The sequence below is a fragment of the Hymenobacter sp. DG25B genome (assembly GCF_000801315.1).
Taxonomy (GTDB): Bacteria; Bacteroidota; Bacteroidia; order Cytophagales; family Hymenobacteraceae; genus Hymenobacter.
Genome location: NZ_CP010054.1, coordinates 3,174,557 through 3,197,793, shown reverse-complemented (window position 1 = coordinate 3,197,793; position 23,237 = coordinate 3,174,557). Strand labels below are relative to the sequence as shown.

Sequence of the window (23,237 nt, the reverse complement as noted above, 5' to 3'; positions counted from 1 at the left end):
AAAGGTAGTTAGCGGGCGTCGCGGCGGAAAGCGGCCAGCGTTTGGCTGAGCAGCAGCAGCTCTGTGTCGGAGACGGTGGGAGCTGTGCGGGCAAAATGAATCCGACGAATCAGCTCGTCGATGCGGGGGCGGGGCATGCCGGCTTTCTGCGTCAGCCGTTCCCGGAAGGCTTCGTCGTTGAGGTCGGGGGAAGTTTCCTGGAAGCGGTTGCGCAGGAACTCCAGAAACAGGTTGATTTTCTTCTCGGCGATGCGCTCATGGTTGCCGCCCTGCCGGTACAAAGAAGCCACCGTGCGCGTAAACAGTAAGGTGGTGTTAGGCAAGGGCTTCAACACCGGAATAACGCGCTGCCGGCGGCGGGCCTCTACTATCATAAACAGCAGCAGGCTGGCCATCAGCAGGTAAAAGGCCCAGCGCAGCGCCTCATGGCTCATCACTACCCGCAGCAAGGACTGCTCACCCAGGGGGCCTTGCTTTTGGTACTCGTCCCAGAAAATGGGCCGCGCCGGCAGGTAAGACAGTGCCGAAAACCCGAAGCCCGCCGTGGCGGGCCGGAGCAGAAAGTAATTGCTGAAAGCGGCCGGGGTGGAACTCAGGAATAAGGAGCCCCGGCCGTAGGGCACGCGCACCAGTACGGGCTGCTGGTGGTCGTTCAGGGCCAGCACGGTGGCCTGGCAGGCACTATCGGGCTTAAAATACTGGTTGGCCTGCGCGGTAGGAAAACGGAAGCGGGCGTGTGCGGCAAAAGCCGGGTTCAGGAGCCGGAGGGTGGTGCTGTCGGTGTTGGTTTGGCGGGTAGCCAGCCGGCCGGCGCGGCGCTTCACGCTCTCGGAAATGCTGACCATCTGCAGGCGGAGGGTGTCGGCGAGCAGGTCGTCGAGGTTTTCGGTGGCAATGAAGGCGTGATTACCGCGGGCCACGTAGCGCAGCAGGGCGTCCCGATCTAGCCGGCTGAGCGAGAAAGTGTGGTTTACAAACAGGTAGTTGGCCGGGGTGCGCAGTACCCGGGCAGCGGGCGCACCCACCGGCAACACCGTATCGGGGTGGGAAAACTCCTGCTTGCCCAGGCTGGGCAGCAGCTGGTTGGCAATGGGCTGGCGCACGGTACTTACGCGCTGCCCAAAAAGGTCCGGCAGCAGATCAAAGAGCACATAGGTGCCGTAGGGAATTTTGTGGCGGTTCTGGTAGGTAGGCTTCCAGTTGGTGGGCTCGGGCTTAAAGTATTCCACGGCCACAAAGCCCGCAAATAATACCACCAGCCCCAGAAGATAAGCGCGGAATCGGGTCATGAGGCGGCGCGGCGGGTCAGGTCGGTCAGAAACTGCTGCCGGGCGTCGCGCACGGTAGCATAGCTTAGTGGCGTAAGGGTTTCCTCGCCATACCACACGTACTCAAACTGGCGGGTGAGCTGGCCGAAGCCTGGCAGCCAGGACGTTCCGGCCAGTTCCTGCAGGTAGTGGTGGTTGGTTTTGTCTGGCTGCCAGTTTATGAGGTGGCGCGCAGCCAGGGTGTGCAATACCAACAGGTAGCCCAGCCGCACGGCCAGCCGGTAGTTGCCAGAAGCTTCGGCCTCTTCCAGGCGGGTTGCAAAATCGATGTTATTTATGTCTTCCGGTGCCGCTTCGTAGCTGAGCGGCAAGGAGCGGCTGGACCGCCCGAAGGCGCTGGTATAATCCAGCCGCAACAGGCGCAACAGCACATACAGAAAGGCGGCCCCGAAAGCAGCATACACCACATAGCGTCCCCGGCTCTGGTAGCCTGGCCCGGACAGCAGCTCGCCCAGCCACTGCCAAAAGCGCCGCCAGAACAGACTCATGGTGCTGGTTTCAGCGGGCACTGGCTCCACATATCGGAACTCACGCTGTTGCCGGAGCTTGCGCAGCCGGGCCGCTGGCAGGGGCCGCTGGTTGGGGGTAGTACGGTCAGTAGGCAGGTGAATAGCGGCGCGTGCGGCTTTAGAACGGACCGGAATGGCCGGGGTGGCCGCAGTTAGAATCAGGAGCAGTACGGAAAGCACGGCTACTGGCAGCCACCGCCGGTGGTAGAGCGCCGGGCGGCTAGTATTCGCCCTCATCATCGGGCTGGTAGGCATGGGAAGCAGGGGCGACTTCAGGCTGGGCGCCGATAGTACCCACCAGCGCGTGCAGCCCCTGGCCTTCCTTACGCTCTACCAGGTTGAAATACTGGAAGGCCAGGGCCAGAAACAGCAACGGGTAAAGGGCCATCATCGACACTGAATTCAGGCACGCTGCCACTACGGACATGACCCGGCCCAGGGCCGTTTGTGCCTGCTCAGGGGTAGCCGCAAACGGGCTGCTGATCAGGGTAGTAATTGACAAAACCACAATGGCCAGCACCCCTACCAGCAACATCATAATGAAAATAAGTCCGAAGGTAGACCACCACTTTCCCCATACCAGCGAGAAGCAGCGGCCAATGGTGGCAAAAAAGCCCTTCCGCTCCCGTAGCTGAATAATGAAGAACAAGCTCAGCGCCACCATAGCGTAGCTTATAACCCCGTAAACTGTGAAACCCATTAAAAACACCATAAAGAGGTTCCCTCGCAGCATAGAAGTAGCAAAGCCTATTACTATGCCTACCGCCAGCGCCCCAAGAATTACAAAGAACACAAGGCCGAAAAACGAGGCTAAGGTGCCGGCAAAGCGCCGCTTAACTACCGCCCATACTTCTTGCACCGTAACCGGCTCCAGCGGGTCCTGCTTTTCCAGGCGCAGCACCACATAGCCATATACCGTCAGGATGAGCAGGGTATAAGAAAACAGACTACCCAGGATGGCTACCCAGTACTCCGGCCCACTCACCAGGTTGGAGAGGCGCTGTAACGACTCGGCCTGATTACCAGCGCCGCCCCGGGCCATCATGGTCTGCCAGGTATGAAGCACGCCGCCCATGCGGGCCTGCAACAGCCCGCCAGCAATGCCCTGCAGCAGGAGCAGTGGCAAAACAATGTATACTAAGCACTTGCCCAGCGGGCGAAAGTGGGCCCGGATGAAGTCAAATGAGGCTTCGATTTTGCGGCCAAATTCCCGCTCGCGCAGAAAATCGGTGGGGCGGGTAAAGGGCAGATGAGCCATAGCGGGGAGGTATAAAGCAGGAATCAGAAAACAGGAAAAGCAGCGGCCTGCCGTTGGCGCAGCCGCCGCGGATACAGAATAAAGTACCAGATAATAAACCCCGCCGAGCTGCCAATAATGAGCAGGCTGGCTGCCAGTGGCATCTCCGTATGGCGCGTTACAAAGCCTTCCAGAAAGCCAGCCAGAATGAAGATGGGTACCAGGCCCAGCACCAGCCGCATGCCGTCGCGGGCGGCCCGGCGAAAGGACTCGCGCCGGGCGTAGGTTCCCGGAAACAGAATGCCCCGGCTCATGACCAGCCCCGCGCCGCCGGCCAGCACAATAGCCGATATTTCCAGCGTGCCGTGAATCCAGATGGTGAGCAGCGAAGGCAGCAGCACGCCTTTCTGGTAAAAGAAATACTGAAACGAGCCCAGCATCATGCCATTGCGGAAAAGAATAGTGCCGGTGCCCAGGCCCGGCAGCAGCCCGCTGGCAAAGGCCAGCAGCGAGACTTTGATGTTGTTCAGGGTGATGTAGAGAAACATCACGCTTTCATTCCCGCCCTTATATACCGCCATGGGGTCGCCGCGCTCTATGTTGGCCAGCGTCTGGTTCACGTACTCGTCGCCCAGCACCACGCGCACAAAGGAGTCATCGAGGGCAGCAGATAAAGCCCCCAGGGCGGTGCAGAGCGTAAAAAACAATAGGGCAATGGCCAGCGTGCCGTGGTGGCGGGCCACCAGCAGGGGCAACTCGCGCCGCCAGAAATGTACAAACCGGCCCTGCTCCAGGCTTTTGTTTTTGTACAGTGCCTGGTGTAGCTTGCCCGTTAGGGTGTTCAGATATGCGGTGGTGCTGGAGTCCGGATAGAAGGTGCGGGCGTACGATAAATCGTCGGTGAGTTCAATAAAGCGGTTGGCCAGCTCATCGGGCGTGCGGGCCGGGGTATTTTCATACTGCTGCCACTTTGCCTGGTTCTGACGCAGAAATATAACTTCGCGCATACGGCGCCGAATCCACGGAAATAGAGCTAATCGCTAATAGCAGCGTCTGACAAATATATAAAAATACCCTGCTCCGCCCCGGAGTATTTCCCTTATTGTTCAATTTTGCCCTGATTATCCAAAACGCTTTTTCATGAGTACGATTCACGTGCAGACCGCCCAGAACGTGGCGCTGGAGTATGAAGTAGCCAGCGTGGGCGACCGGATCCTGGCGCAACTGCTGGACTGGCTGGTGCTGGTGCTTTTTTCAGTAGTGGTTAACTTCCTAATAGAAAAGGCTACCAACTCTCAGGATGAGCGCCGCATTCTGCAGCTGATGCTAATAGCTTTACCCTGGCTGCTCTACCACCCCCTCTGCGAGATATTCTTCAATGGCCAAAGTATTGGCAAGCGGGCCCGCCAGATAAAAGTAACGCGGCGCGACGGCCTGCGGCCCCACGCCGGCGACTACCTCCTGCGCTGGCTGTTGGGCCTGGTGGAAGTAAGTGCCTCTTTTGGGAGCATTGCCACCGTAGCCGTACTGCTCAACGGCCACGGCCAGCGCCTCGGCGACATGGCTGCCAATACCATGGTAGTAAGCCTGCGCCCGGTCCCCGCCACCGGCCGCCTCCCGCTTGCCGAGCTGCCCGCGGGCTACATGGTGGTGTTTCCCCAGGTCAGTACCCTCTCTGATCAGGATATCAACCTGGTACACCGCCTCATGCACCAGGCCCTGAAGCGCAATAATTATATGTTGTTGAACGAAGTAGCCACCAGAGTAAAGTCGCTGACCGGCATTCAGACTGATTTGCAGGATGAGCCCTTCCTGCACACCATTATCCGGGACCATGCCCACCTGGCTGCCACCCACGGCTAGGACATTAGAGTAGAGGTAAAAAGAAAAGCGGCGACAGGCCAACAGGCGTGTCTCCGCTTTTTGCGTTCGAGGGGTTCAGGTTTGCCAGCTGCTTACCACGGCACCGGCTCGCCGCGCCAGGTAACAAAGCTGCCGTTTTCCTCGGCGTGTAGTTGTTCTGCCAGCCGGATAATGCCTTTGGCCGAGTCGGAAGGGGGCAGGGTGGCACCGGCGCCACCCATATCGGTGCGCACCCAGCCGGGGTCTACCAGGATACATATCAGGCCCTGGTTGCCAATTTCAGCTGCTAATGCGCGCATATACATATTAAGCGCGGCTTTGCTGGCGCTGTAGTGGTAAGGGTCGCCGGAGGCTTTCCACGTGAGGGAGCCCAGGCCCGAAGACAGGCTGATAATGCGGCCTTTGTGGCCGGCTCTCAGCAGCCCCAACAATTCCTGCGAAACCATGAGCGGCCCAATAGCATTGGTTTTCAGAACCGTTAGGGCATCTTCCACCGTAAGGGCGCCCAGGCGCTGGGAGGCGGCCTGCCCATCGGCCCCGGCGCCGGGGTAAATGCCAGCGTTATTTATCAAAACTTCCAGACCATCGGTAACCTCTTCCACGGCTCTGCGGGCAGCATTAATGGAAGCGGGGTCCGTAACATCCAGGGCAACCAGGGTCAGCCGGTCGGGGTACTGGGCCCGCAGGGTACGCAGCTCGGTAGCCGCATCAGGTGTGCGGCTGGCAGCAAACACTTGGTCGCCGCGCTCCAGGTATTGGCGGGTAAGCTCCAGGCCCAGGCCCCGGTTGGCACCGGTAATGAAAATGCGTTTCATAGGGTGGTGTTTGAATGCGTATAAAGGCCGATGACATCGGCCCCGAAGTTTACAGAAATATCCGCAGGTGTGGGGCTGGGCTGAAATGTCAACGTCCGCCGTTAACAAACAGCGGACGTTGGAAATCGGGAAATGAAACTGTGGAATTACCCGGCCGCAATAGCCTTGCGCTTGCTAATGCGAGGCAGGCGCTCCTCACCCTGGGAGAGCAGCTCTTCGTCGCGGTCCGATTTTTTTACCGTCCAGCTGAGGGAGTACAGGTCCTTGCGCCGGTCGCGGAGGTTACGCACCGCCCCACTGGTATTCAGGTCCTTCAGCAGGTCCAGGTCCAGGTCGGCAATGAGGGTCATTTCCGTGTTAGGCGTGGCTTCGGCCACAATGGCATCGTGGGGGAAGGCAAAGTCCGAGGGGCTGAACACGGCACTCTGCGAGTACTGAATGTCCATGTTTTCTACGCGCGGCAGGTTGCCCACCGAGCCGGTAATGGCCACGTAGCACTCATTCTCAATGGCCCGGGCCTGGGCGCATATGCGCACGCGCTGGTAGGCGTTTTTGGTATCGGTCCAGAACGGTACGAACAGGATTTTCACGCCCTCGTCGCTCAGCATGCGCGCCAGCTCGGGGAACTCCACATCGTAGCAAACCAGAATACCAATTTTGCCGAAGTCGGTATCAAAGCACTTGAGCTTATCGCCGCCGCGCATGCCCCAGTAGCTGGCTTCGTCGGGGGTTACGTGCAGCTTATATTGCTCATCCACGGTACCGTCGCGCCGGCAGAGGTAAGCCACGTTGTGCAGCTTGCCATCCTCGTACACCGGCATGGAGCCCGCCACAATGTTGATGTTATAGCTCACGGCCAGCTCCATCATCTTCGCCTTAATGGGCTCGGTGAAGGCCGCCATGGCCCGGATAGCCACCGAAGGCGAGTCCTCGTTGGTGAGGGCCATGAGCGGGGCGTTAAAGAACTCTGGAAACAGCACGCAGTCGGACTTGTAGCCTGAAACGGTATCCACGAAAAACTCAATCTGCTGCATCAGGTCTTCCAGGGAGCTGGTGGCGCGCATCTGCCACTGCACAATGCCAATGCGCACGTTGCTCTTCGTGTTACCGATGAGCTTGTCTACATCCTCATCGTAGTACACGTTAATCCACTCCAGGAGCGTCGCAAAGGCTTTGGACTCGGAGTCATAGGGTAGATACCCGCGGATGATTTTACGAACGTGGAATTCGTTGGAAAGCTGGAAGGTGAGAATGGGGTCCGTCAATTCTTTGTTGCGCACCATCTCCACATACTTGGCAGGCGTCATCTCATTGGCGTAGGCGGCGTAGCCGGGAATGCGTCCGCCGGCCACCATGGCGCGCAGGTTCAGGTTCTCACACAGCTCTTTGCGGGCATCGTAGAGGCGGCGGCCCAGGCGCAGGCTGCGGTACTCGGGGTCCACAAATACGTCCACGCCGTACAGGGTGTCGCCATCGGAGTTATGGGTGTCAAACTTGCCGTGGCCGGTAATTTTGGCGTAGGTGTGCCGGTCGCCGAAATCAGAGTACTGCACAATAATGGCCAGCGCGGCGGCTACCACCATCCCATTATCTTCGATGCAGATCTGGCCTTCGGGGAATTTGCGAATCAGGTTGTTGTACTCATCCTGCGCCCAGGCGCCTTCCATATTGGAATACACTTTGTCCATAATGTCGCGCACAGCTTTGTAGTCGCCGCGGCGGAGGGTGCGCAGCACCAGTTTGTGAGCCGGTACCGCCGTGGGCGTGAGCAGTTCCGGCACAGAAGGCATGCCGGGCAGGGTTGATTTTTTGGCGTGGCTGCCGCCGGTTTTATTGTTGGAAGAAGAGGGCATAGGTCAAGCGTAGTTTAAACAAAGGTACGGTGGGAGGCGGCCTTGTGTTGGAAAGTAGGAAAACCCCTAACGCATTCCGCCCGGCGCAGAAGCTGAACCGGGCGGAAATACAACAGCTAAGCTGCCTAAAAAAATTCTGGCCTACAGTACCATTTCCGGTACCCCGCCTTCGGGTATAACCAGCCGGCCGGCCGTAGCCGCCTGAATTTGCTCCACCGATACACCCGGCGCCCGCTCGCGCAGCACAAAGCCATCTGGAGTTATATCCAGCACGGCCAGCTCGGTTACTACCTTTTTCACGCAGCGCAGGCCCGTAATGGGCAGGGTGCAGCTGGGCAGCAGCTTGCTGCTGCCGTCTTTGGCCACGTGCTGCATGGCTACAATAATGTTCTTGGCGGAGGCCACCAGGTCCATGGCGCCGCCCATGCCTTTCACCATTTTGCCGGGAATCTTCCAGTTGGCAATGTCGCCGCGCTCCGATACTTCCATGGCGCCCAGAATGGTCAGGTCCACGTGCTCCCCGCGTATCATCCCAAAGGAATCGGCGGAAGAGAAGAGGCTGGAACCGGGCAGCGTGGTCACGGTTTGCTTGCCGGCGTTGATGAGGTCGGCGTCTACTTCGGCGTCGGTGGGGAAGGGGCCCATGCCCAACAGCCCGTTCTCGCTTTGCAGCACCACATTGATGCCGGCGGGAATATAATTGGCCACCAGCGTCGGAATGCCGATGCCCAGGTTGACGTAGTATCCATCGCGCACTTCCTGCGCAATGCGTTTGGCGATGCCGTGTTTATCTAGCATGGGTAGGGCTTAGGGTTTAGGGACTTAGGGCTTAGGCACTGCTGTCCCGATGCGCTTTTTCAGGGTTTGGATAAATTGAGTCAGCATTTTGCGAATGGCCGTTAGCTCATCTACCGCAGATTGCCAATGTGGCGGCAACAGGTAGCCCAGTTCGGAGGCCAACAGCAACTGGTAATCCAGCTCACTGGCAGAACCGGCCGCAATAGTTAGAAACCGAACCAGTTCCGCATCTGAACCACGGCCACAGCCTTCCGCAATGTTGGTGGGAATGGAAGAAGCGGCGCGCCGCATTTGACTAACTAAACCGAATAATTCCTCGCGTGGAAACTCTTTGGTTTGGGCGTAAACCACTAGCGTCAACTGGTGGCTGCGTTGCCAGATTTGCAAAGAGCGATAATCGAGCATGTGGGATAGGGATTAGGTTTTAGGAACTTAGGTTTTGGAAATTAGAAATATGCTGGAGCATGAGCATTGCCCCCTAAACCCTAAAACCTAAGTTCCTAAGCCCTAACAGTTCTCTGCTCAATGCGCTTCTCGTAGTTCTTGCCTTCGAAAATGCGCTGCACAAAAATGCCGGGCGTATGAATCTGGTTGGGGTCCAGCTCGCCGGCTGGTACCAGCTCCTCCACTTCGGCCACCGTAATTTTGCCGGCCGTGGCCATCATGGGGTTGAAGTTGCGGGCCGTGCCTTTGTAGATAAGGTTGCCGGCCGTGTCGCCCTTCCAGGCTTTCACAAAGGCATAATCCGCCTTCAGCCAGGTTTCCAGCAAATACATCTTGCCGTAGAACTCGCGGCTTTCCTTGCCTTCGCCTACCTCCGTACCGTAGCCGGCCGGGGTAAAGAAAGCCGGAATGCCGGCTCCGCCCGCGCGAATGCGCTCGGCCAGCGTGCCCTGCGGAATCAGTTCTACTTCCAGCTCACCAGACAGCAGCTGGCGCTCAAACTCGGCATTCTCGCCCACGTAGCTGGAAATCATCTTGCGTACCTGCTTGGTTTGCAGCAGCAGGCCAATGCCAAAGTCATCGACGCCGGCATTGTTGCTGATGCAGGTCAGCTCGCGCACGCCCCGGCGCAGCAGTTCCTGAATGGAGTTTTCGGGGATGCCGCACAGGCCAAAGCCGCCGAGCATCAGTGTCATGCCGTCCTCAATGCCCTGCAGGGCCGCCTGAGCATCGGCTACAACTTTATTGATCATGGATGGGTGGTAAGGTTGGGAGCGGAAAGGTAAGTAGAAGTGCGATATGAGCCAGCAGAAGGAAACCCGGAGTGCTAAAACCGGCCATAAAAACACTGTCATCCTGAGCTTGCGAAGGACCTTGTCACGTTAGAACAAGTCGTTGTTACGCGAGTCGCTCTGCGGTGATAAGGTCCTTCGCAAGCTCAGGATGACAAGTGTTTTAGGTAGCGTCTTTGGGCTATTAAATCAACTAGCCGCCTATCAAATGCTGGCGGGCGGCCTGGGCATCCAGGGCCAGCTGTGCTTTCAGGGCTTCCAGACCATCAAACTTCTGCTCATCCCGCAGGCGGGCCACAAACTGCACGGTCAGGGGCTGGTCGTACAGGTCACCGTCGAAATCGAGCAGGTGCGCTTCTACGGTCTGGGTTACATCGCCACCCACGGTGGGGCGCACGCCAATGTTGAGCATGGCCGGGTGGTGCGTGCCAGCGGCCGTAGTGGCCATAACGGCATACACGCCCCGGGCTGGCACCAGCTTCAGTGGCTCCTGGGTGTAGATGTTGGCGGTAGGCCAGCCAATGGTGCGGCCCAGCTGCTTGCCGCGCACCACGGTACCCGTTAAGGGATAATAATAGCCCAGGTGCCGGTGGGCGGTTTGCACGTCGCCGGCCTGCAGGGCTTTGCGGATGCGGGTGCTGCTCACGCCCACAGCATCCACGTCTTCGCGCGGAATCTCCTCTACTTCCATGCCGTAGCGGTTGGCATTCTGACTGAGGTACTCAAAGCCGCCTTCGCGGTTTTTGCCAAAGCGGTGGTCGTAGCCGATGACAAGCTTTTTGGTGCCAACTGTCTTCAGCAGAATCTGCTGAATGTATTCTTCTGAGGTCAGCTCGGCAAATTCGCGGGTGAAGGGGATAATCAGCAGGTAGTCAACCCCAAACTCCCGCAGCTTTTCAATGCGTTCCTCCAGCGTGTTCAGCAGGTGCAGATCCAGGGGCTGGGGATGGGAGAGGGGTGGGGCCAGCACTAGGCGCGGGTGCGGCCAGTAGGTGATAACCACTGATGGGCCACCACTCTGCCGGGCTACTTCCAGGAGCCGCTGCAGGATTTTCTGGTGCCCCAGATGCACGCCATCGAACGTACCGCTGGTAACCACGGCCTGGCCGAGAAACGGAAACTGCGCGGGGTCCCGAACGACGAGCATAAGCTTAGGAGTTGGTGGCGGATGAATCCTGATCAGGGGCGGGCGACCCGGCCGCAGCGGCCTGCTGGGCCGCAAAATACTCCAGCCCGGCCCGGGGCGGGCGAGGGCGGCCACCCCGCTCAGCGCGCGGGCGCGCATTTTCGGAGCCGGCGGGGCGGGGCGGGGCCAGGGCTTGCAGCTGCTCCATGTTCAGGGCATCTTCCAGCCGGTACTCGCCAATGCGGGTGCGCACTAGTTTGGTGAGGTGGGCGCCACTGCCCAGGGCCGCTCCAAAGTCGCGGGCCAGGCTGCGGATGTAGGTGCCTTTGGAGCAAACCACCCGAAAGTCTACCTCGGGCAGGGCAATGCGCGTCAGCTCAAAGGCTTTGATTTCGATTTGCTTGGACTTGATTTCGGCTTCTTCGCCGCGGCGGGCTACTTCGTAGGCGCGTTCCCCGTTCACCTTCACCGCCGAAAACAGCGGTGGGGTCTGCTGAATCAGGCCCACAAACTGCGCGGTGGCAGCGCGTAGCTCGGCCTCCGTGAGGTGTTCGTAGGGCAACTCAGCATCCACGGGTGTTTCCAGGTCGAAGCTGGGCGTAGTCTGGCCCAGGCGGAAGGTGCCGGTATATTCTTTTTCCTGAGCCTGAATGAGGTCAATCTGCTTGGTTTTTTTGCCGGTGCAGAGAATGAGCAGGCCGGTAGCTAAAGGGTCCAGGGTGCCGGCGTGGCCGATTTTCTTGATGCGCAGCGTGTTCTTCACTTTGCGCACCACATCAAAAGAGGTCCAGGTAAGTGCTTTGTCAAATAACAGCACTTCGCCGGCCTCAAAATCAAAACCGGTAGCGGCCGACGTGGTGGAATCGGGAAGGTGCGTGCTCATATCAGCTGCAGGTTAATGCCCAGGCCCAGCATAATCAGAATGATGGCCCCAACCAGGATACGGTAGAAACCGAAGGCACGGAAACCATAGCGGGTAAGAAAATTTACGAAAGAGCGCACGGCCAGCATAGCCACCGCAAAGGCCACGGCATTGCCAAACAGCAGCATCTTCAGCTCATCCAGGGAAAGTGGGTTAGACTTATAGCCTTTCAGCAGTTGATAGCCGGTGATAACCACCATGGTGGGCACGGCCAGCAGGAAAGAGAAGTCAGCCGCCGAGCGGCGGTCGAAGCCCTGCGCCAGGCCACCCACAATGGTAGCCGCGGAGCGTGATACGCCCGGAATCAGGGCAATGCACTGGTACAAGCCAATGCGGAAAGCCTGCTTGTACTTGGGCATAGAAACGTAATGCGGCTTCTTGTTCTTGAACATGCGGTCCACGAACAGGAGCACAATGCCGCCCAGCACCAGAGCCCAGGCTACCACTGCCACGCTTTTCAGCAGCTGCTCAATCACATCCTTCAGCAGGAAACCTAGGAAGCCGAACGGCAGAAAAGCTACTGCCAGCTTCATATAAAAGCCAGTGCTTTGCAGAAACCGCCGCCAGTACAGCACCACTACGGAAAGTATGGCGCCCAGCTGGATGCCGGTAATATAGGTTTCAGTGTAAGGTAATTGGCCAATTCCCAGCAGGTTAGCTACAATAACCATGTGCCCCGTGCTGGAAACGGGCAAAAATTCCGTGAGCCCCTCTACTACGGCGAGGAGCAACGCGTGCCAATAATTCATTTAGGAACGCTTGTAAGTAGGGCGCGGGGCCGCCGTAGGCGGCACCGGCTGAAATTGGTCAACAGTAGTGGCTGTAGTGGTAGTCGTTTCGGCTACCGGCTCGTCGCCGGATTTAGCCATAATGGCGAAGAACTCCACCACAAAACCGGCTACCAGCAGCAGCGGGCCCAGCGTAATGCCCAGGAAGCCTTCACCGTAGTCGGCCGTGTCCAGCGTCATGGTGATAAAGCCAGCGGCCAGCAGGGCCACGCCCAGCAGCATCAATCGGTAGTTACGCCGCCCAAAGGCGAATTTAGTAGCAGCCATTGTGTTTTGGTTAGTTGTAGTTGGTTATTGGTCAGCAGCCTGCAAAAGGATGAAAAGCCAGCAGCTAACAGCCAATAGCTAACGGGTCAAGGATTAATACAGCTCATCCAAAGACATGCCCAGGTATTTGCGCACGGCCCGGTAGGAGCTGATAAAGCCAATAAAGCTGCCCAGTGCTACCAGAATCAGTAGCAGCACCACCAGCAGGCGCTCATCGCGCAGCAAGCGCAGCTCGTCTATTTCCAGGTAGGCGTATTGCAGGAGCACCAGCAGCAGCAGCGCGGCCAGCACCCCGCTCACAAAGCCCTGCCAGGTAGCCCGCCGCAAAAAGGGCCGCTGAATAAAGAAGGAAGTAGCCCCCACCAGCTGCATGCTCCGGATCAGGAAGCGCTGCGAGAACAGGGCCAGCTTAATAGTATTGTTGATGAGTACGACTACCACAAAGGTTAGCACGGCCGCAAAACCCAGCAGAATCAGGCTAAGCTTGCGCACATTCTCATTAATGGAGGTAATCAGGCTTTGCACGTACTGCACCTCAAATACGCCGGTTTCCGCTTTCAATTCCTGCTCCACCTGGCGCAGATGCTGCGTGTCGGAGTATTCGGGGTTGATTTTCAGGATGTAGGCGTCGCGCAGGGGGTTGTCGCCCAGAAACTGCTGAAAGTCTTCGCCGGTCTGCTCCACAAACTGGCGGGCCCCTTCTTCCTTGGAGAGAAACCGCACCTGCGGCTGGTTATTGCGATAGGCTATAAATGGCTTGCTGGAAAACGTTTGCTGCAGGCGCAGCAGCTGGGCCTCGGGCAGGTCGCGCTCCAGATACACCTGCATTTCAATGTTTTCCTTTACTACCTCCGAGAGCTTGTGCGCGTGGAGCAGCAGCAACCCAAACAGCCCAATAACCAGCAGCGCCAGCGTAATGCTGAACACTACCATGGCGTGCGGATAGTTGCCAAGCTTCTTTTTACGGGTAGGACGGGCTGGAGGCATAGGGGGCAAAGGTAGCTTTCAGTTGCCAGTTGTGAGTTGCCGGTTGTCAGTTTTTCCTGGTTTCAACAAGTTCTGGCAACCGGCAACTCACAACTGGTAACTCAATTAATAACGGTTCGGGGGTCGTCGTCGATGTTCAGCTGCTCGCGGGCCTTGCGGCGGGCTTCGTCGCGGCGGTTTAGGCGCTTGCGGGCAAAAAGCTCGTGCAGGGAGTTAAACTGCTCCGTGTGCAGCACGCTTATCCCGGCCCGCGACTGGTTGGCATAGGTATTCAGCTGGTTGAAGTCGCGCGGGGTGGTTTCGTAGCGCAGGCGCACGCGCAGCTTCCCGTCTTCGCGCAGGAAATATTCCACGCTCAAATCACCCAGCAGAGACGACTGGGTAGTGAGGCCGGTTTGCGTAGAAGTGGTGGAATTACTGAAGCCGCCTTCCCGCGTTACGCGCAGGCGGCCACCCATCAGGTTGTAGCTCAGGCGCACCTGCAGGGCCTGCAGCTCCTCCGGCGTTACGCCATTAATGTTGAAGGCAATTTCCAGGTTAGGGTCAATCTGCGCGGTGAGCAAACCCAGCTGCGTGGAAATAATCTGCCCCAGGCTGTTGCCAAACGCATTATCCTGCCCCGAAAACTTGGTAACCGAAGCCAATGACCCCGGCGAGGCCAGCTGCCGGAATACAATCAGACTAAACACCTGCCGGTTCAGCTCCTGCTCATCGTTGCGCAGGGAGGCAATAAAGGAGTTGATTTCGCCTTCCGCCGTGGAAGGAATATCATTGAATTCCAGGTTCAGCTGAATCACGGGCAGCAGCAGCGGGCCGGTCAGGTTCATCACGGCCGTAACGGGCACGGTGGCGTTGCTATTGGCCACAATGGGCTGAATGGAAGTGCGTTGGGTGTAGGTGCCCGTCACGTTCAGCTGCCCGTCAAGGGGGTTGCCGTTCCAGCTGATGGTGCCGCCCGGCCGCACCTGAAACTCCTTGTTCACCAGCCCCTGCAGGGTAAAGTTGTAGAGGCCGCGCACAATCTCCACCTGCCCAAACATGTTGAACTCGCCCCGGGTATCAATATTCAGGCGCAGCTGCCCGGCAGCCGTGCCCCGAATTACGTCGCCGGTGCTTTCATCCAGCAGAATTTCGATGTAAGCGTCTGGAGTAATATCGAGGTTGAAATTCAGCCGCAGCCCCGATAAGTCTACCTGGCCGGTGGTAGCTACTGGCACCTGCACGGTAGCCGTATCGGGCAGGTTGCGGTTTACAAACTTGATGTAGTTGGCTTTTTCGGCCTTGGCCGCGTTGTCCAGGGGCAGGGAGAAGCGGGTGCCGTCTTCGCTGCGGGCCGTCACGTTCACCACCAGGTCGTCGGTGGGGCCGGTTATGTGGGCTTCACCGGTAGCGTAGGCGGTGCCGAAGTACAGGTCGTTGTCCTTGCGGGTAGTGTTCAACACCTGCAGCTTGCGGAAGGTGGCGTGCAAAGCCAACGACATATCCTGGAAGCCCCGGTGAAAGATGTTGCCGTTCAGCGTGCCGGAGTTGCCCAGCGGGTCGCGCAGCCGAATGTTGCGGAAGGCTATCCGGTCCTCGGCAAACCGAATCCGGTCGGAGAAGGTGTAAGTAGTGCCCAGGTAATCGAAGGTGAGCTGGCCATCCGTTACATCCAGAGAGCCCACCAGATTGGGTGCCGCCAGGCGTCCGGTCAGGCGCAGGGTGCCATCGGCAGTGCCGCCCATGTTGCTGAACAAGGTATTGAGCAGCGGCTCAGCCAGCTTCACGGGGGCCTTATCGAGCACGGCCGTCACGTTCAACTGATTGATTTCCTCGCTGGGCTTGTAGGTGCCGGCCAGGGCTACCAGGCGGGCGCCGTCGCGCAGCACATTGGCGTTCAGGCGTAGTAGCTGGGAGGGGTTGTCCCAGTCGGCCACGCCGGCTACGTCCCCAATCAGCACGTTGTCAAATACCAGCGAATCAACATCCAGGCGGGCATTGGCTACCAGGTTGCCGTACACGGCGCGCATATCGCCCACGGCATTCACGCGGCCCGTAATGTTTTGCTTGGTGATGGAGTTTAGCGTGCCCAGCTCAAAGTTCTGCACGGCCAGGCGCAGCAGCTTGGTGGGGTCGCGCGAAATCTGGCCTTGGGCGTTTACGCTTTGCTCGCCGTTGGCCAGGTTCAGGTTCTGAATATCGATTTCCTTGCCACCCCCGGAAATCACCACCGAGTTTTCGGCCGCAATGCTCCAGTCCCGCCCCAGCAAATTCACGCCCGACTGCCGGAACACAATGCGCACGGCATCGGGCAGGAAGGACAGGGCCCCGTTAATCTGGGCACGGTTGGTGGAATTGGTCTGCGCCAGGGAGGTAGAGAAGTTAATTTTCTCCTGGTCCCACACGCCTTCCACGTAAAAATTCTCCGTAGCGCCCAGAGCCGGCAGGTGCTGACTTTCGGAGGTGATGTTGGCCTGCGCCAGCACTTCCGGCTGGTAGGGCAGCTTGGAGGTAGTAAAGTCGAATTCCGTGTTCTTCGTCCGCACGCTGTCGTACTGCAGCGCATCAAAGTGCCCGCCCAGCGAGAAAATGGAGGTGTTGCCGTTACGGAAGGAGCCGTCAACCCGGGAGTAGTCGGAGAGGGTGAGGCCGGGTACAAATACCTTCAGCGCCGGGTTAGGGTGCTTCAGATACAGGTTCAGCTGAATGGCATAATCGGGGGTAGGCTGGCGGCGCTTGCGGCGGTAGTAGGCGGCCGTGGCAGCTTCGTCACTCTCAAAGTTGAGGCGATATTCTTCCAGCAGCACGTTCACATCGCGCAGCACGCGGGTGAAGTCGAAGTTGCCCACTGCCGTGAGGTCGGCCAGTTCCGAGCGGATGGCCAGGCGGCGCTGCCCGTCCGGGTCGCGGCGGGAGAAAACGTCAAACGTATCAATAGCTACCACGCGGCCATTGTAGCCCAGGCGCGAATCACGCAGCACAATAGTACCCAGTAGGTTGTCCAGCTTCAGGCCCTGAAAGCGGACATCGGCGGTGGTAGAGAGTGTAAAGTTCTGCTTGGTGAGGCCAATGGCGCGCAGGTTGGCGCGCTGCACCTTGGCTCGCAGGTCAAAGGCCTGCCGGGCCTTGTTCAGGTCGATGCTGCCGTCGGCGGTGGCGCGCAGGTTGGGGTCATCAATGGAAAGCTTGCCTTGAAAGGCCTGCTTCCGGAACTGGCCGTTGGTGACGATGTTGCGGTAGCGGTAGCCCTGCAGCCAGATGCTTTGCACGGTGGCCTTGGCCGTGAGGCGGGCGCCTTCCGGCGTAAAGCCCACGCCTTCCACGCGGCCATTCATGGTGATGTCGCGCACGGTGCTTTCGTCGCCCAGCAGCTTACCCAGCTGGAAGCCCGTGGTTTTCACGTTGCCCTCGTAGCTGGAGTAGCGCGGGTCGGTCTTGAACTTGAGGTTGACGTCGGACACCACGTTGCCCAGTGCGGTCTGGAAAGCGCCGTTGGCCACAAAGTCGTTGTAGAAGCCCTGGAACTCGCCCTTGAGCTTCACCGTGCCCAGGCGCTGCACATACGGCCAGCCGGAGTCCGGAATGTAGCGGCGAATATCGCGCCCATCGATAACCGAAGGCTTCAGGCGCATATCCACGAAGCTCTCCTTCAGGTTGGGCAGGCCTTCCACGCCAATATCACCCAGCACATGCGTGTTTTTGCCGTAGCGCACGTCCAGGTTTTTGGTGTGGAAATCGTGCACGTAGCCCTTGGCCTCTCCCGAGAGCAGCACGGTTTCGTGCAGGTCGCGGATTTCGGGTTGGGGCGCAAACTTGGCAATATCGTCGGAGTAGATGCGCGTGGGGGAGAGGCGGGCCGTGACGCGCACCGAGTCGTTGAAGTCAGTGAAGTTGAGGAAGTGCTTGTAGTCGAAGCGGACGTAGTGCTGCAAATGGCTGCGGCCTATGCGCAGGTCGGTTTTATCGAACTCCCAGAATGTGGGGGCGAAAACCATGTCGGTGCTCAGCTTCTGCAGCCGGGTGCGGGAGGGCGTATCCACGGCCTTCAAATCCCGTACCTCACTCATTATAGTATCACCGCGCAGCTTAATGGCGTTGAAGTCGCCGTAAATGCTGTCGATGCGCAGGTGGGCGTAGTCCATGGTGCGGCCGTAGTACGGCTCGCGGGCCACGTTGCGGCGGTCCAGCACAAAGCGGCCGTTGCGCAAGCCAATGGCATCAATCTTAAAATCGAAGGGCTTGGAAACTTTGGTGGTATCGGTAGGGCCAATGAGGCGCTTCACGGCGGCCAGAAACTCCGAAAGGTTGGTGCTGTCGGGCTGGTTGGCGTAGGTAATCATGGCGAAGCGCGGCTCCTCCAGCGTGAGCTTGCCCACGTGCAGATGGGTGGGGTCGAACACCGAAAACAGCTTGATGTCGGCATCGGCCCGGCCAATGTTGAACAGCTCATTGCCGCGGCGGTCCAGCACCCGCACTTCTTCTAATAATACCCGGGAAAACGGTCGGATATCTACGCGGCCCACCATTACTTTATGGCCCAGGCGCTTGGTAAGCATGGTGGCCGCCTTCTGCGCCAGGTGGGTTTGCACGCCCGGCAACCGCAGGGCTACTAGGGTGCCACCCAATACCACGGCCAGCAGCACAACCAGTGCCAGCAGGGTTTTGAGCAGGATGGCAACGAAGCGTGGCACAGGTGGAAGAAACGCAGTGGGAGGGTGGCGGAGTAGCGAAGATACAGGGTTCGGCCCAACCGTTGCCTACAATGAGGTATTTCGGGCACAGCCCCCAAACGTACGCGGGGCTGTTGAGGTTAAACAAGAAGCCTGCCTGACCAAGGCCAGTTAGGCGCATACTGCTTTTACAACGACCTTTGCAGGGAACATATTGAGTTGCCCGTAGCGTGTTTCCAGTTGCCAGGCTGATCAGGATTAATTTCTGAAGCCGTGCGCTGGCCACCGGCCCCGGGCAACCGGCAACTGAAAAAACATGAATGCACCCGTAATCCTGGCTATTGAATCGTCCTGCGACGATACCTCGGCTGCCGTGATGGTGGGCGGCGAAATCCGCTCCAACGTGGTAGCCACCCAGCAAGTGCACGAGCAATATGGCGGCGTAGTGCCCGAGCTGGCTTCCCGCGCCCACCAGCAGCATATTATTCCGGTAGTGGAAGCCGCACTGCAGCGCGCCGGCATCCACAAAACCCAGCTGGATGCCGTGGCCTTTACTCAAGGGCCTGGCCTGCTGGGCTCCCTGCTGGTCGGCAGCATGTTTGCCAAAAGCCTGGCACTGGGGCTTGATAAGCCGCTGATTGCCGTGAACCACATGCGGGCTCACATTCTGGCGCACTTTATTCAGGAGCCCCGGCCTGCGTTTCCCTTTCTGTGCCTCACGGTAAGCGGCGGCCACACCCAGTTAGTAGTGGTGCGCAGCCCCCAGGAAATGCAGGTCATCGGCCAGACGATTGATGATGCCGCCGGCGAGGCCTTCGATAAAACGGCCAAGCTGTTGGGGTTGCCTTATCCCGGCGGCCCCCACCTGGATAAGCTGGCGCGGCAGGGTAACCCCACGCGCTTCCCCTTCCCGGTAGGTGCCATGCCTGGCTACGATTTCAGCTTCAGCGGCTTGAAAACGGCGGTGATGTACTTCCTGAAAAAGGAAACTGCCCAAAATCCTGCCTTCATCCAGGAAAACCAGGCTGACCTCTGTGCCAGCATTCAGCACACCATTATCCAAACCCTGCTGCGCCAGCTGCGCCGCGCCGCCCACGACCAGGGCCTGACACACATTGCCCTGGCCGGGGGCGTGGCGGCCAACTCCGGCCTGCGCGAAGCCCTGCAGCAGGAAGCCCTGGCGCAGGGCTGGGAAGTGTTTATCCCGGAATTTCAGTACTGCACCGATAATGCCGGCATGGTGGCCATGACGGCCCATTTCCAGTATCTGGCCGGCGACTTCACCACCCAACTCACCAGCCCCGACCCACGGTTGAAACTCTCCTGAGTTGCCAGTTGTCGGTTGACAGTTCGTTCAACAGACACTTATAAAACTGACAACTCGCAACTGGCAACTGAAATGAAAAACCCCTTTCTCCCCGGCGACGTCCGCACGTATTCCATCCAGGTAAAGCCTTCGGATTTTGCCATGCTGGATGGCAAGCTGATTCATGCCGTGCTCAGCACGTTTGCGCTGGGGCAGGCCCTGGAGTGGAGCAGCCGGCAGTTTGTGGAAGAAATGCTGGAAGAAGGCGAGGAAGGAATTGGCACCATGCTCCACATAAAGCACCACGCGCCGGCTTTTGAAGGCGAAACCGTGGAATTTCAGGCTACTTTTGAGCATCTGGAAGGCCAGGAGCTGACCTGCCACGTAGAAGCCCGCGTAGGCGAGCGGCTGGTGGCTACCGGCCGCACCGGCCAGCGCATTGTAGACGGTGCCCGGCTGGCCGCCCGCTTTGCGTTGTTGCGCGAGTCGGCGGATTAGCGGTTTCTCCCGTTCTTTCTGCGGGCCGCGCAACCTTACCGGGCCAATCTGCGAAGTCTGCATTACCCGCCCACCGGCGGCAAACCCCTCATGGCAAAACAAAAAGACGATACTCCCAAGCGCATCAGCATTCTGAACCGCCGTGCCAGCCACGAATATGCGTTTCTGGTGAAGTATGATGCGGGCATGATGCTGCAGGGCACCGAAATTAAAAGCATCCGCGACGGCAGCGTGAACCTGCAGGACGGTTTCTGCACCTTTCACTCCGATGGCAGCCTGTGGGTGCACAATCTGAGCATTGCGCAGTACGCCCTGGGCACTTACAATAACCACGAGCCCAAGCGCGAGCGGAAGCTGCTGCTTAATAAGCGGGAGCTGCGCCAACTGGCCGATAAAAGTCAGGAGCAGGGCCTCACCATTATTCCCATCCGCCTGTTCGTTACCGATCGGGGCTTTGCCAAGCTGGAAATAGCCTTGGCCAAAGGCAAAAAGCTCTACGACAAGCGCGAAGACCTGAAAGCCAAGGACCAGAAGCGCGAAATGGACCGCCTGCGGGACTATTAAGTGAAATAGTGAGTTTGTGAAATTGTGAGTTTTAGAGCGGATATTTGCCGCATTGCTTACAGGCACAAGCTCAGGTATTACTTTACTGCTGAGGTTGCTTAACGGGAATGCGCGTTGCTACCCAGCCATTCACAACTTCACACCTCACAATTTCACCTTTTGGAATACGGAATCTGCGCGTTGAGCGCCGTGCCGGTACGCGCCGAGCCTACCGATAAAGCCGAGCTGGTAACGGAGTTGATGTTTGGCGAATGCTATACCATTCTGCAGACGCAGGGCCAGTGGCACCAGATCCGTATTGCCGCCGACCAGTACGTGGGCTGGCTTGATTTTAAACAGCACACGCCCGTCACCAGCGAGTATTTCACTGCCTGGCAGCAGCAGGACCACCCCCGCAGCCTGGATGTGGTGCAGATAGTAAGCGAGAGCAAAAGCCGCATTCCGGTGACGCTGGGCTGCCGACTGCCGTTTTTCGATGGCATGACGCTGCGCCTGGGCCAGCACCAGTACTTCTACAACGGCGCGGCTACCAACCCCCAGAACGGCCACGGCCCCCAAGGCCCTCAGGACCAGCGCTTGCGCCTGCTCATCAAAATTGCCCAGCTCTACCTGAAAGCGCCCTACGTGTGGGGGGGCAAAAGCATCTTCGGGCTCGACTGCTCCGGGCTGGTGCAGCAGCTCTACGGCCTGATTGGGGTGCCGCTCCCGCGCGATGCCCGCCAGCAGATAGACCACGGCCAGACGGTGCACTTCGTGGCCCAGTCCCGCCCCGGCGACCTGGCCTTCTTCGATAACGCCGACGGCAACATTGTGCACGTAGGCCTGATCCTCGACGACCAGACCATCCTCCACGCCCACGGCGAAGTCCGCATCGACCCGCTCGACCATAACGGCATCTTCAACCGCGACCGGCAGAAGTACTCCCACAAGCTGCGCCTGATTAAGCGCCTGCTGGCCGACTAAGTCTCTTCCGTAATCCACCAAAAAAACGCCCCCGCTTGCTGCAGGGGCGTTTTTTTATGATAGCAATTCGAATGATGGATGGCTATAGCGAATACGATAAACAGGTAGCGGATATCGGGGCGGCGGTTAGCGAAGTTTGTTGGTGGGGCGCAGTACTACGCTGGCAGTACTTAGGTCGGTGGTGCGGTGGGTTTCGGTTTGCAGCTGCAGGGTATACCGGTACTGCTGCGGGCCCACGCGCACTACAATGGCATATTGTCCATCGGGCAGGCTTTGTACGTTCAGCTTTTGGCCAAACGTAGCTTTGGCGCTGTTTTCCTCATACAGCACCACACTGTCGGAGAGCCGCACCAGCTGCAGACGGGCTTTCTGCAGGGCCGGGTTGCTGATGCGCACCAGGTAGCGGAAGGTATCTACCCGCTCAATGCCCACGGGCTGGGGGCTGGTTTCTTCTGCGCGTTGAGCAAAAACAGGTTCGGCCAGACATAGGGCTGCCAGGGACAGCAGCGGCAGCAGCTTGCGGGAGGTTGACAGGAAGGGTTTCATAGACTTCGGTAAGGGTGGCTGATTCTTTTTCACTTGGATATCCGACACAAAGGTGAAGGCCGCGGCCGTAGGAAAGAGCAGCTTAATATTACCCTTCCATCAAGAAACTGTGACGTGGACCCGCCGCCCGGAAACCGCCCTGCCCGCAGCGGAAGCGGCAGCACGCGGCGGAGCCAACCCCGGGGCCTTTTCCGCGCTCAACGAAATGAATACTACTGCCCTTACAAGGCCGGTTTTTCCCTCGAACTAAACGTGGTAGCTATTGTTAATGCGCTTAGAATCATCTAGCTTTCGTTACTCCTCAGATGATTCTTGCCACCGTGTATATGGACCAGAAAGTGCTTGTGCTAAACGGCGACTACACCGCCATAACGCTCTGCAGCGTGCAGAAAGCGTTTGTACTGCTCTTCCTCGACAAAGCCGAAATGATTGCCAAGTCGGAGGGTGGTTTTCTGCGCACTATTTCAGAGGCTTACCCCAAGCCCAGCATCATCCGGCTGCAGCGCTATGTGCGCGTGCCCTACAAAGGCATTGCCCTGAGCCGGCACAACATCATGAAGCGCGACCATTTCGAGTGCCAGTACTGCGGCTCCACCAAAAACCTGACGCTGGACCACGTGCTGCCCCGCAGCCGCGGCGGCGACTCCAGCTGGGGCAACCTGCTCACGGCCTGCTCCCGCTGCAACCACGCCAAAGGCCACCGAACGCCCCATGAAGCCGGGCTCACCATCAGGCAACAGCCCAAAAAACCCACACTTTCGGGTTTCCTCAAGCTCAGTGCCGGTACCATTGATGAAAACTGGCACGCCTATCTACACTAACGGCAGCAAGCTCTAAAGCTCGCTGCCGTTTTTCGTTGGTAGAAAATTGTCATTCCGAGCGCCAGCGAGGAATCTGAAGGAAGAGGTTGCCGGACTGCCCACAGACGCTGTTTCCGCAAGCTGGTCATCAAACTCAGATTCCTCGCTTTCGCTCGGAATGAC

The 23,237-nt window shown here is 58.5% G+C and carries 22 protein-coding genes; 6 read left to right on the top strand and 16 right to left on the bottom strand.

Going from position 1 to position 23,237, the window contains the following annotated elements; genetic code table 11:
• Window positions 1–8 precede the first annotated feature (8 nt).
• From PK28_RS13765 to PK28_RS13750, 4 genes are read right to left on the bottom strand one after another with little or no spacing between them, the layout of a single operon-like run.
• Window positions 9–1,289 (bottom strand): DUF4350 domain-containing protein, encoded by a 1,281-nt coding sequence (locus PK28_RS13765; protein ID WP_044514768.1) that lies wholly within the window; start codon window positions 1,287–1,289, stop codon window positions 9–11.
• A complete protein-coding gene (locus tag PK28_RS13760; RefSeq protein WP_082017118.1) occupies window positions 1,286–2,092 on the bottom strand; it encodes a DUF4129 domain-containing protein in 807 nt (268 codons plus the stop codon). Before PK28_RS13760 ends, PK28_RS13765 begins: the two co-directional genes overlap by 4 nt.
• Window positions 2,058–3,095, bottom strand: coding sequence for a hypothetical protein (locus PK28_RS13755; protein ID WP_044514765.1), 1,038 nt, complete (start codon window positions 3,093–3,095; stop codon window positions 2,058–2,060). The genes PK28_RS13760 and PK28_RS13755 overlap by 35 nt, the downstream gene beginning before the upstream one ends.
• Before the next feature lie 23 nt (window positions 3,096–3,118).
• Window positions 3,119–4,081 (bottom strand): stage II sporulation protein M, encoded by a 963-nt coding sequence (locus tag PK28_RS13750; RefSeq protein ID WP_044514762.1) that lies wholly within the window; start codon window positions 4,079–4,081, stop codon window positions 3,119–3,121.
• A 133-nt stretch (window positions 4,082–4,214) separates the two neighbouring features.
• Between PK28_RS13750 and PK28_RS13745 the strand changes: the two genes are divergently transcribed.
• Complete coding sequence (locus PK28_RS13745; RefSeq protein ID WP_044514760.1) at window positions 4,215–4,937, top strand: RDD family protein; 723 nt, start codon at window positions 4,215–4,217, stop codon at window positions 4,935–4,937.
• A gap of 92 nt (window positions 4,938–5,029) precedes the next feature.
• On the opposite strand, the gene PK28_RS13740 is transcribed toward PK28_RS13745, so the two are convergent.
• The 11 genes from PK28_RS13740 to PK28_RS13690 form a co-directional block, all read right to left on the bottom strand.
• A complete protein-coding gene (locus PK28_RS13740) occupies window positions 5,030–5,752 on the bottom strand; it encodes an SDR family oxidoreductase (RefSeq protein WP_044514759.1) in 723 nt (240 codons plus the stop codon).
• A gap of 146 nt (window positions 5,753–5,898) precedes the next feature.
• Entirely contained in the window at window positions 5,899–7,542 is a 1,644-nt protein-coding gene (locus tag PK28_RS13735; RefSeq protein WP_082017219.1) for a bifunctional GNAT family N-acetyltransferase/carbon-nitrogen hydrolase family protein, read from the bottom strand.
• Between the two features lie 204 nt (window positions 7,543–7,746).
• Window positions 7,747–8,403: a 3-oxoacid CoA-transferase subunit B gene (locus PK28_RS13730; RefSeq protein ID WP_044514757.1), complete on the bottom strand. Its 657-nt coding sequence runs from the start codon at window positions 8,401–8,403 to the stop codon at window positions 7,747–7,749.
• A 24-nt stretch (window positions 8,404–8,427) separates the two neighbouring features.
• Complete coding sequence (locus tag PK28_RS13725; protein ID WP_044514755.1) at window positions 8,428–8,808, bottom strand: four helix bundle protein; 381 nt, start codon at window positions 8,806–8,808, stop codon at window positions 8,428–8,430.
• A gap of 95 nt (window positions 8,809–8,903) precedes the next feature.
• Window positions 8,904–9,599 carry a CoA transferase subunit A gene (locus PK28_RS13720; RefSeq protein WP_044514754.1) on the bottom strand — a complete coding sequence of 232 codons (696 nt, stop codon included), beginning with the start codon at window positions 9,597–9,599 and terminating at the stop codon, window positions 8,904–8,906.
• Between the two features lie 232 nt (window positions 9,600–9,831).
• Window positions 9,832–10,785: a bifunctional riboflavin kinase/FAD synthetase gene (locus PK28_RS13715; protein WP_044514752.1), complete on the bottom strand. Its 954-nt coding sequence runs from the start codon at window positions 10,783–10,785 to the stop codon at window positions 9,832–9,834.
• A 4-nt stretch (window positions 10,786–10,789) separates the two neighbouring features.
• Window positions 10,790–11,647 carry a tRNA pseudouridine(55) synthase TruB gene (gene truB / locus PK28_RS13710; RefSeq protein WP_044514750.1) on the bottom strand — a complete coding sequence of 286 codons (858 nt, stop codon included), beginning with the start codon at window positions 11,645–11,647 and terminating at the stop codon, window positions 10,790–10,792.
• Window positions 11,644–12,435 carry an undecaprenyl-diphosphate phosphatase gene (locus PK28_RS13705; protein WP_044514748.1) on the bottom strand — a complete coding sequence of 264 codons (792 nt, stop codon included), beginning with the start codon at window positions 12,433–12,435 and terminating at the stop codon, window positions 11,644–11,646. Before PK28_RS13705 ends, truB begins: the two co-directional genes overlap by 4 nt.
• Window positions 12,436–12,741: a DUF3098 domain-containing protein gene (locus tag PK28_RS19740; RefSeq protein ID WP_082017117.1), complete on the bottom strand. Its 306-nt coding sequence runs from the start codon at window positions 12,739–12,741 to the stop codon at window positions 12,436–12,438. It lies immediately after the preceding gene.
• A 93-nt stretch (window positions 12,742–12,834) separates the two neighbouring features.
• Window positions 12,835–13,728: a cell division protein FtsX gene (locus tag PK28_RS13695; protein ID WP_044514745.1), complete on the bottom strand. Its 894-nt coding sequence runs from the start codon at window positions 13,726–13,728 to the stop codon at window positions 12,835–12,837.
• Between the two features lie 101 nt (window positions 13,729–13,829).
• Window positions 13,830–18,398, bottom strand: a complete 4,569-nt coding sequence (locus tag PK28_RS13690) for a translocation/assembly module TamB domain-containing protein (protein WP_044514743.1) — start codon at window positions 18,396–18,398, stop codon at window positions 13,830–13,832.
• Between the two features lie 295 nt (window positions 18,399–18,693).
• On the opposite strand from PK28_RS13690, the gene tsaD reads away from it, so the two are divergent.
• From tsaD to PK28_RS13670, 4 genes are all read left to right on the top strand, one after another.
• The gene (gene tsaD, locus PK28_RS13685; protein WP_044514741.1) at window positions 18,694–19,704 is read left to right on the top strand and encodes a tRNA (adenosine(37)-N6)-threonylcarbamoyltransferase complex transferase subunit TsaD; all 1,011 of its coding nucleotides are present in this window, start codon (window positions 18,694–18,696) and stop codon (window positions 19,702–19,704) included.
• Between the two features lie 72 nt (window positions 19,705–19,776).
• Window positions 19,777–20,181 (top strand): thioesterase family protein, encoded by a 405-nt coding sequence (locus PK28_RS13680; RefSeq protein WP_044514738.1) that lies wholly within the window; start codon window positions 19,777–19,779, stop codon window positions 20,179–20,181.
• Window positions 20,182–20,271: 90 nt separating this feature from the next.
• Window positions 20,272–20,745: an SsrA-binding protein SmpB gene (gene smpB, locus PK28_RS13675; RefSeq protein WP_044514736.1), complete on the top strand. Its 474-nt coding sequence runs from the start codon at window positions 20,272–20,274 to the stop codon at window positions 20,743–20,745.
• A 159-nt stretch (window positions 20,746–20,904) separates the two neighbouring features.
• Window positions 20,905–21,708: a C40 family peptidase gene (locus PK28_RS13670; RefSeq protein ID WP_044514733.1), complete on the top strand. Its 804-nt coding sequence runs from the start codon at window positions 20,905–20,907 to the stop codon at window positions 21,706–21,708.
• A gap of 126 nt (window positions 21,709–21,834) precedes the next feature.
• On the opposite strand, the gene PK28_RS13665 is transcribed toward PK28_RS13670, so the two are convergent.
• Window positions 21,835–22,254 (bottom strand): hypothetical protein, encoded by a 420-nt coding sequence (locus PK28_RS13665; protein ID WP_044514729.1) that lies wholly within the window; start codon window positions 22,252–22,254, stop codon window positions 21,835–21,837.
• Window positions 22,255–22,580: 326 nt separating this feature from the next.
• On the opposite strand from PK28_RS13665, the gene PK28_RS13660 reads away from it, so the two are divergent.
• Window positions 22,581–23,075: an HNH endonuclease gene (locus PK28_RS13660; protein WP_044517148.1), complete on the top strand. Its 495-nt coding sequence runs from the start codon at window positions 22,581–22,583 to the stop codon at window positions 23,073–23,075.
• Window positions 23,076–23,237 lie beyond the last annotated feature (162 nt).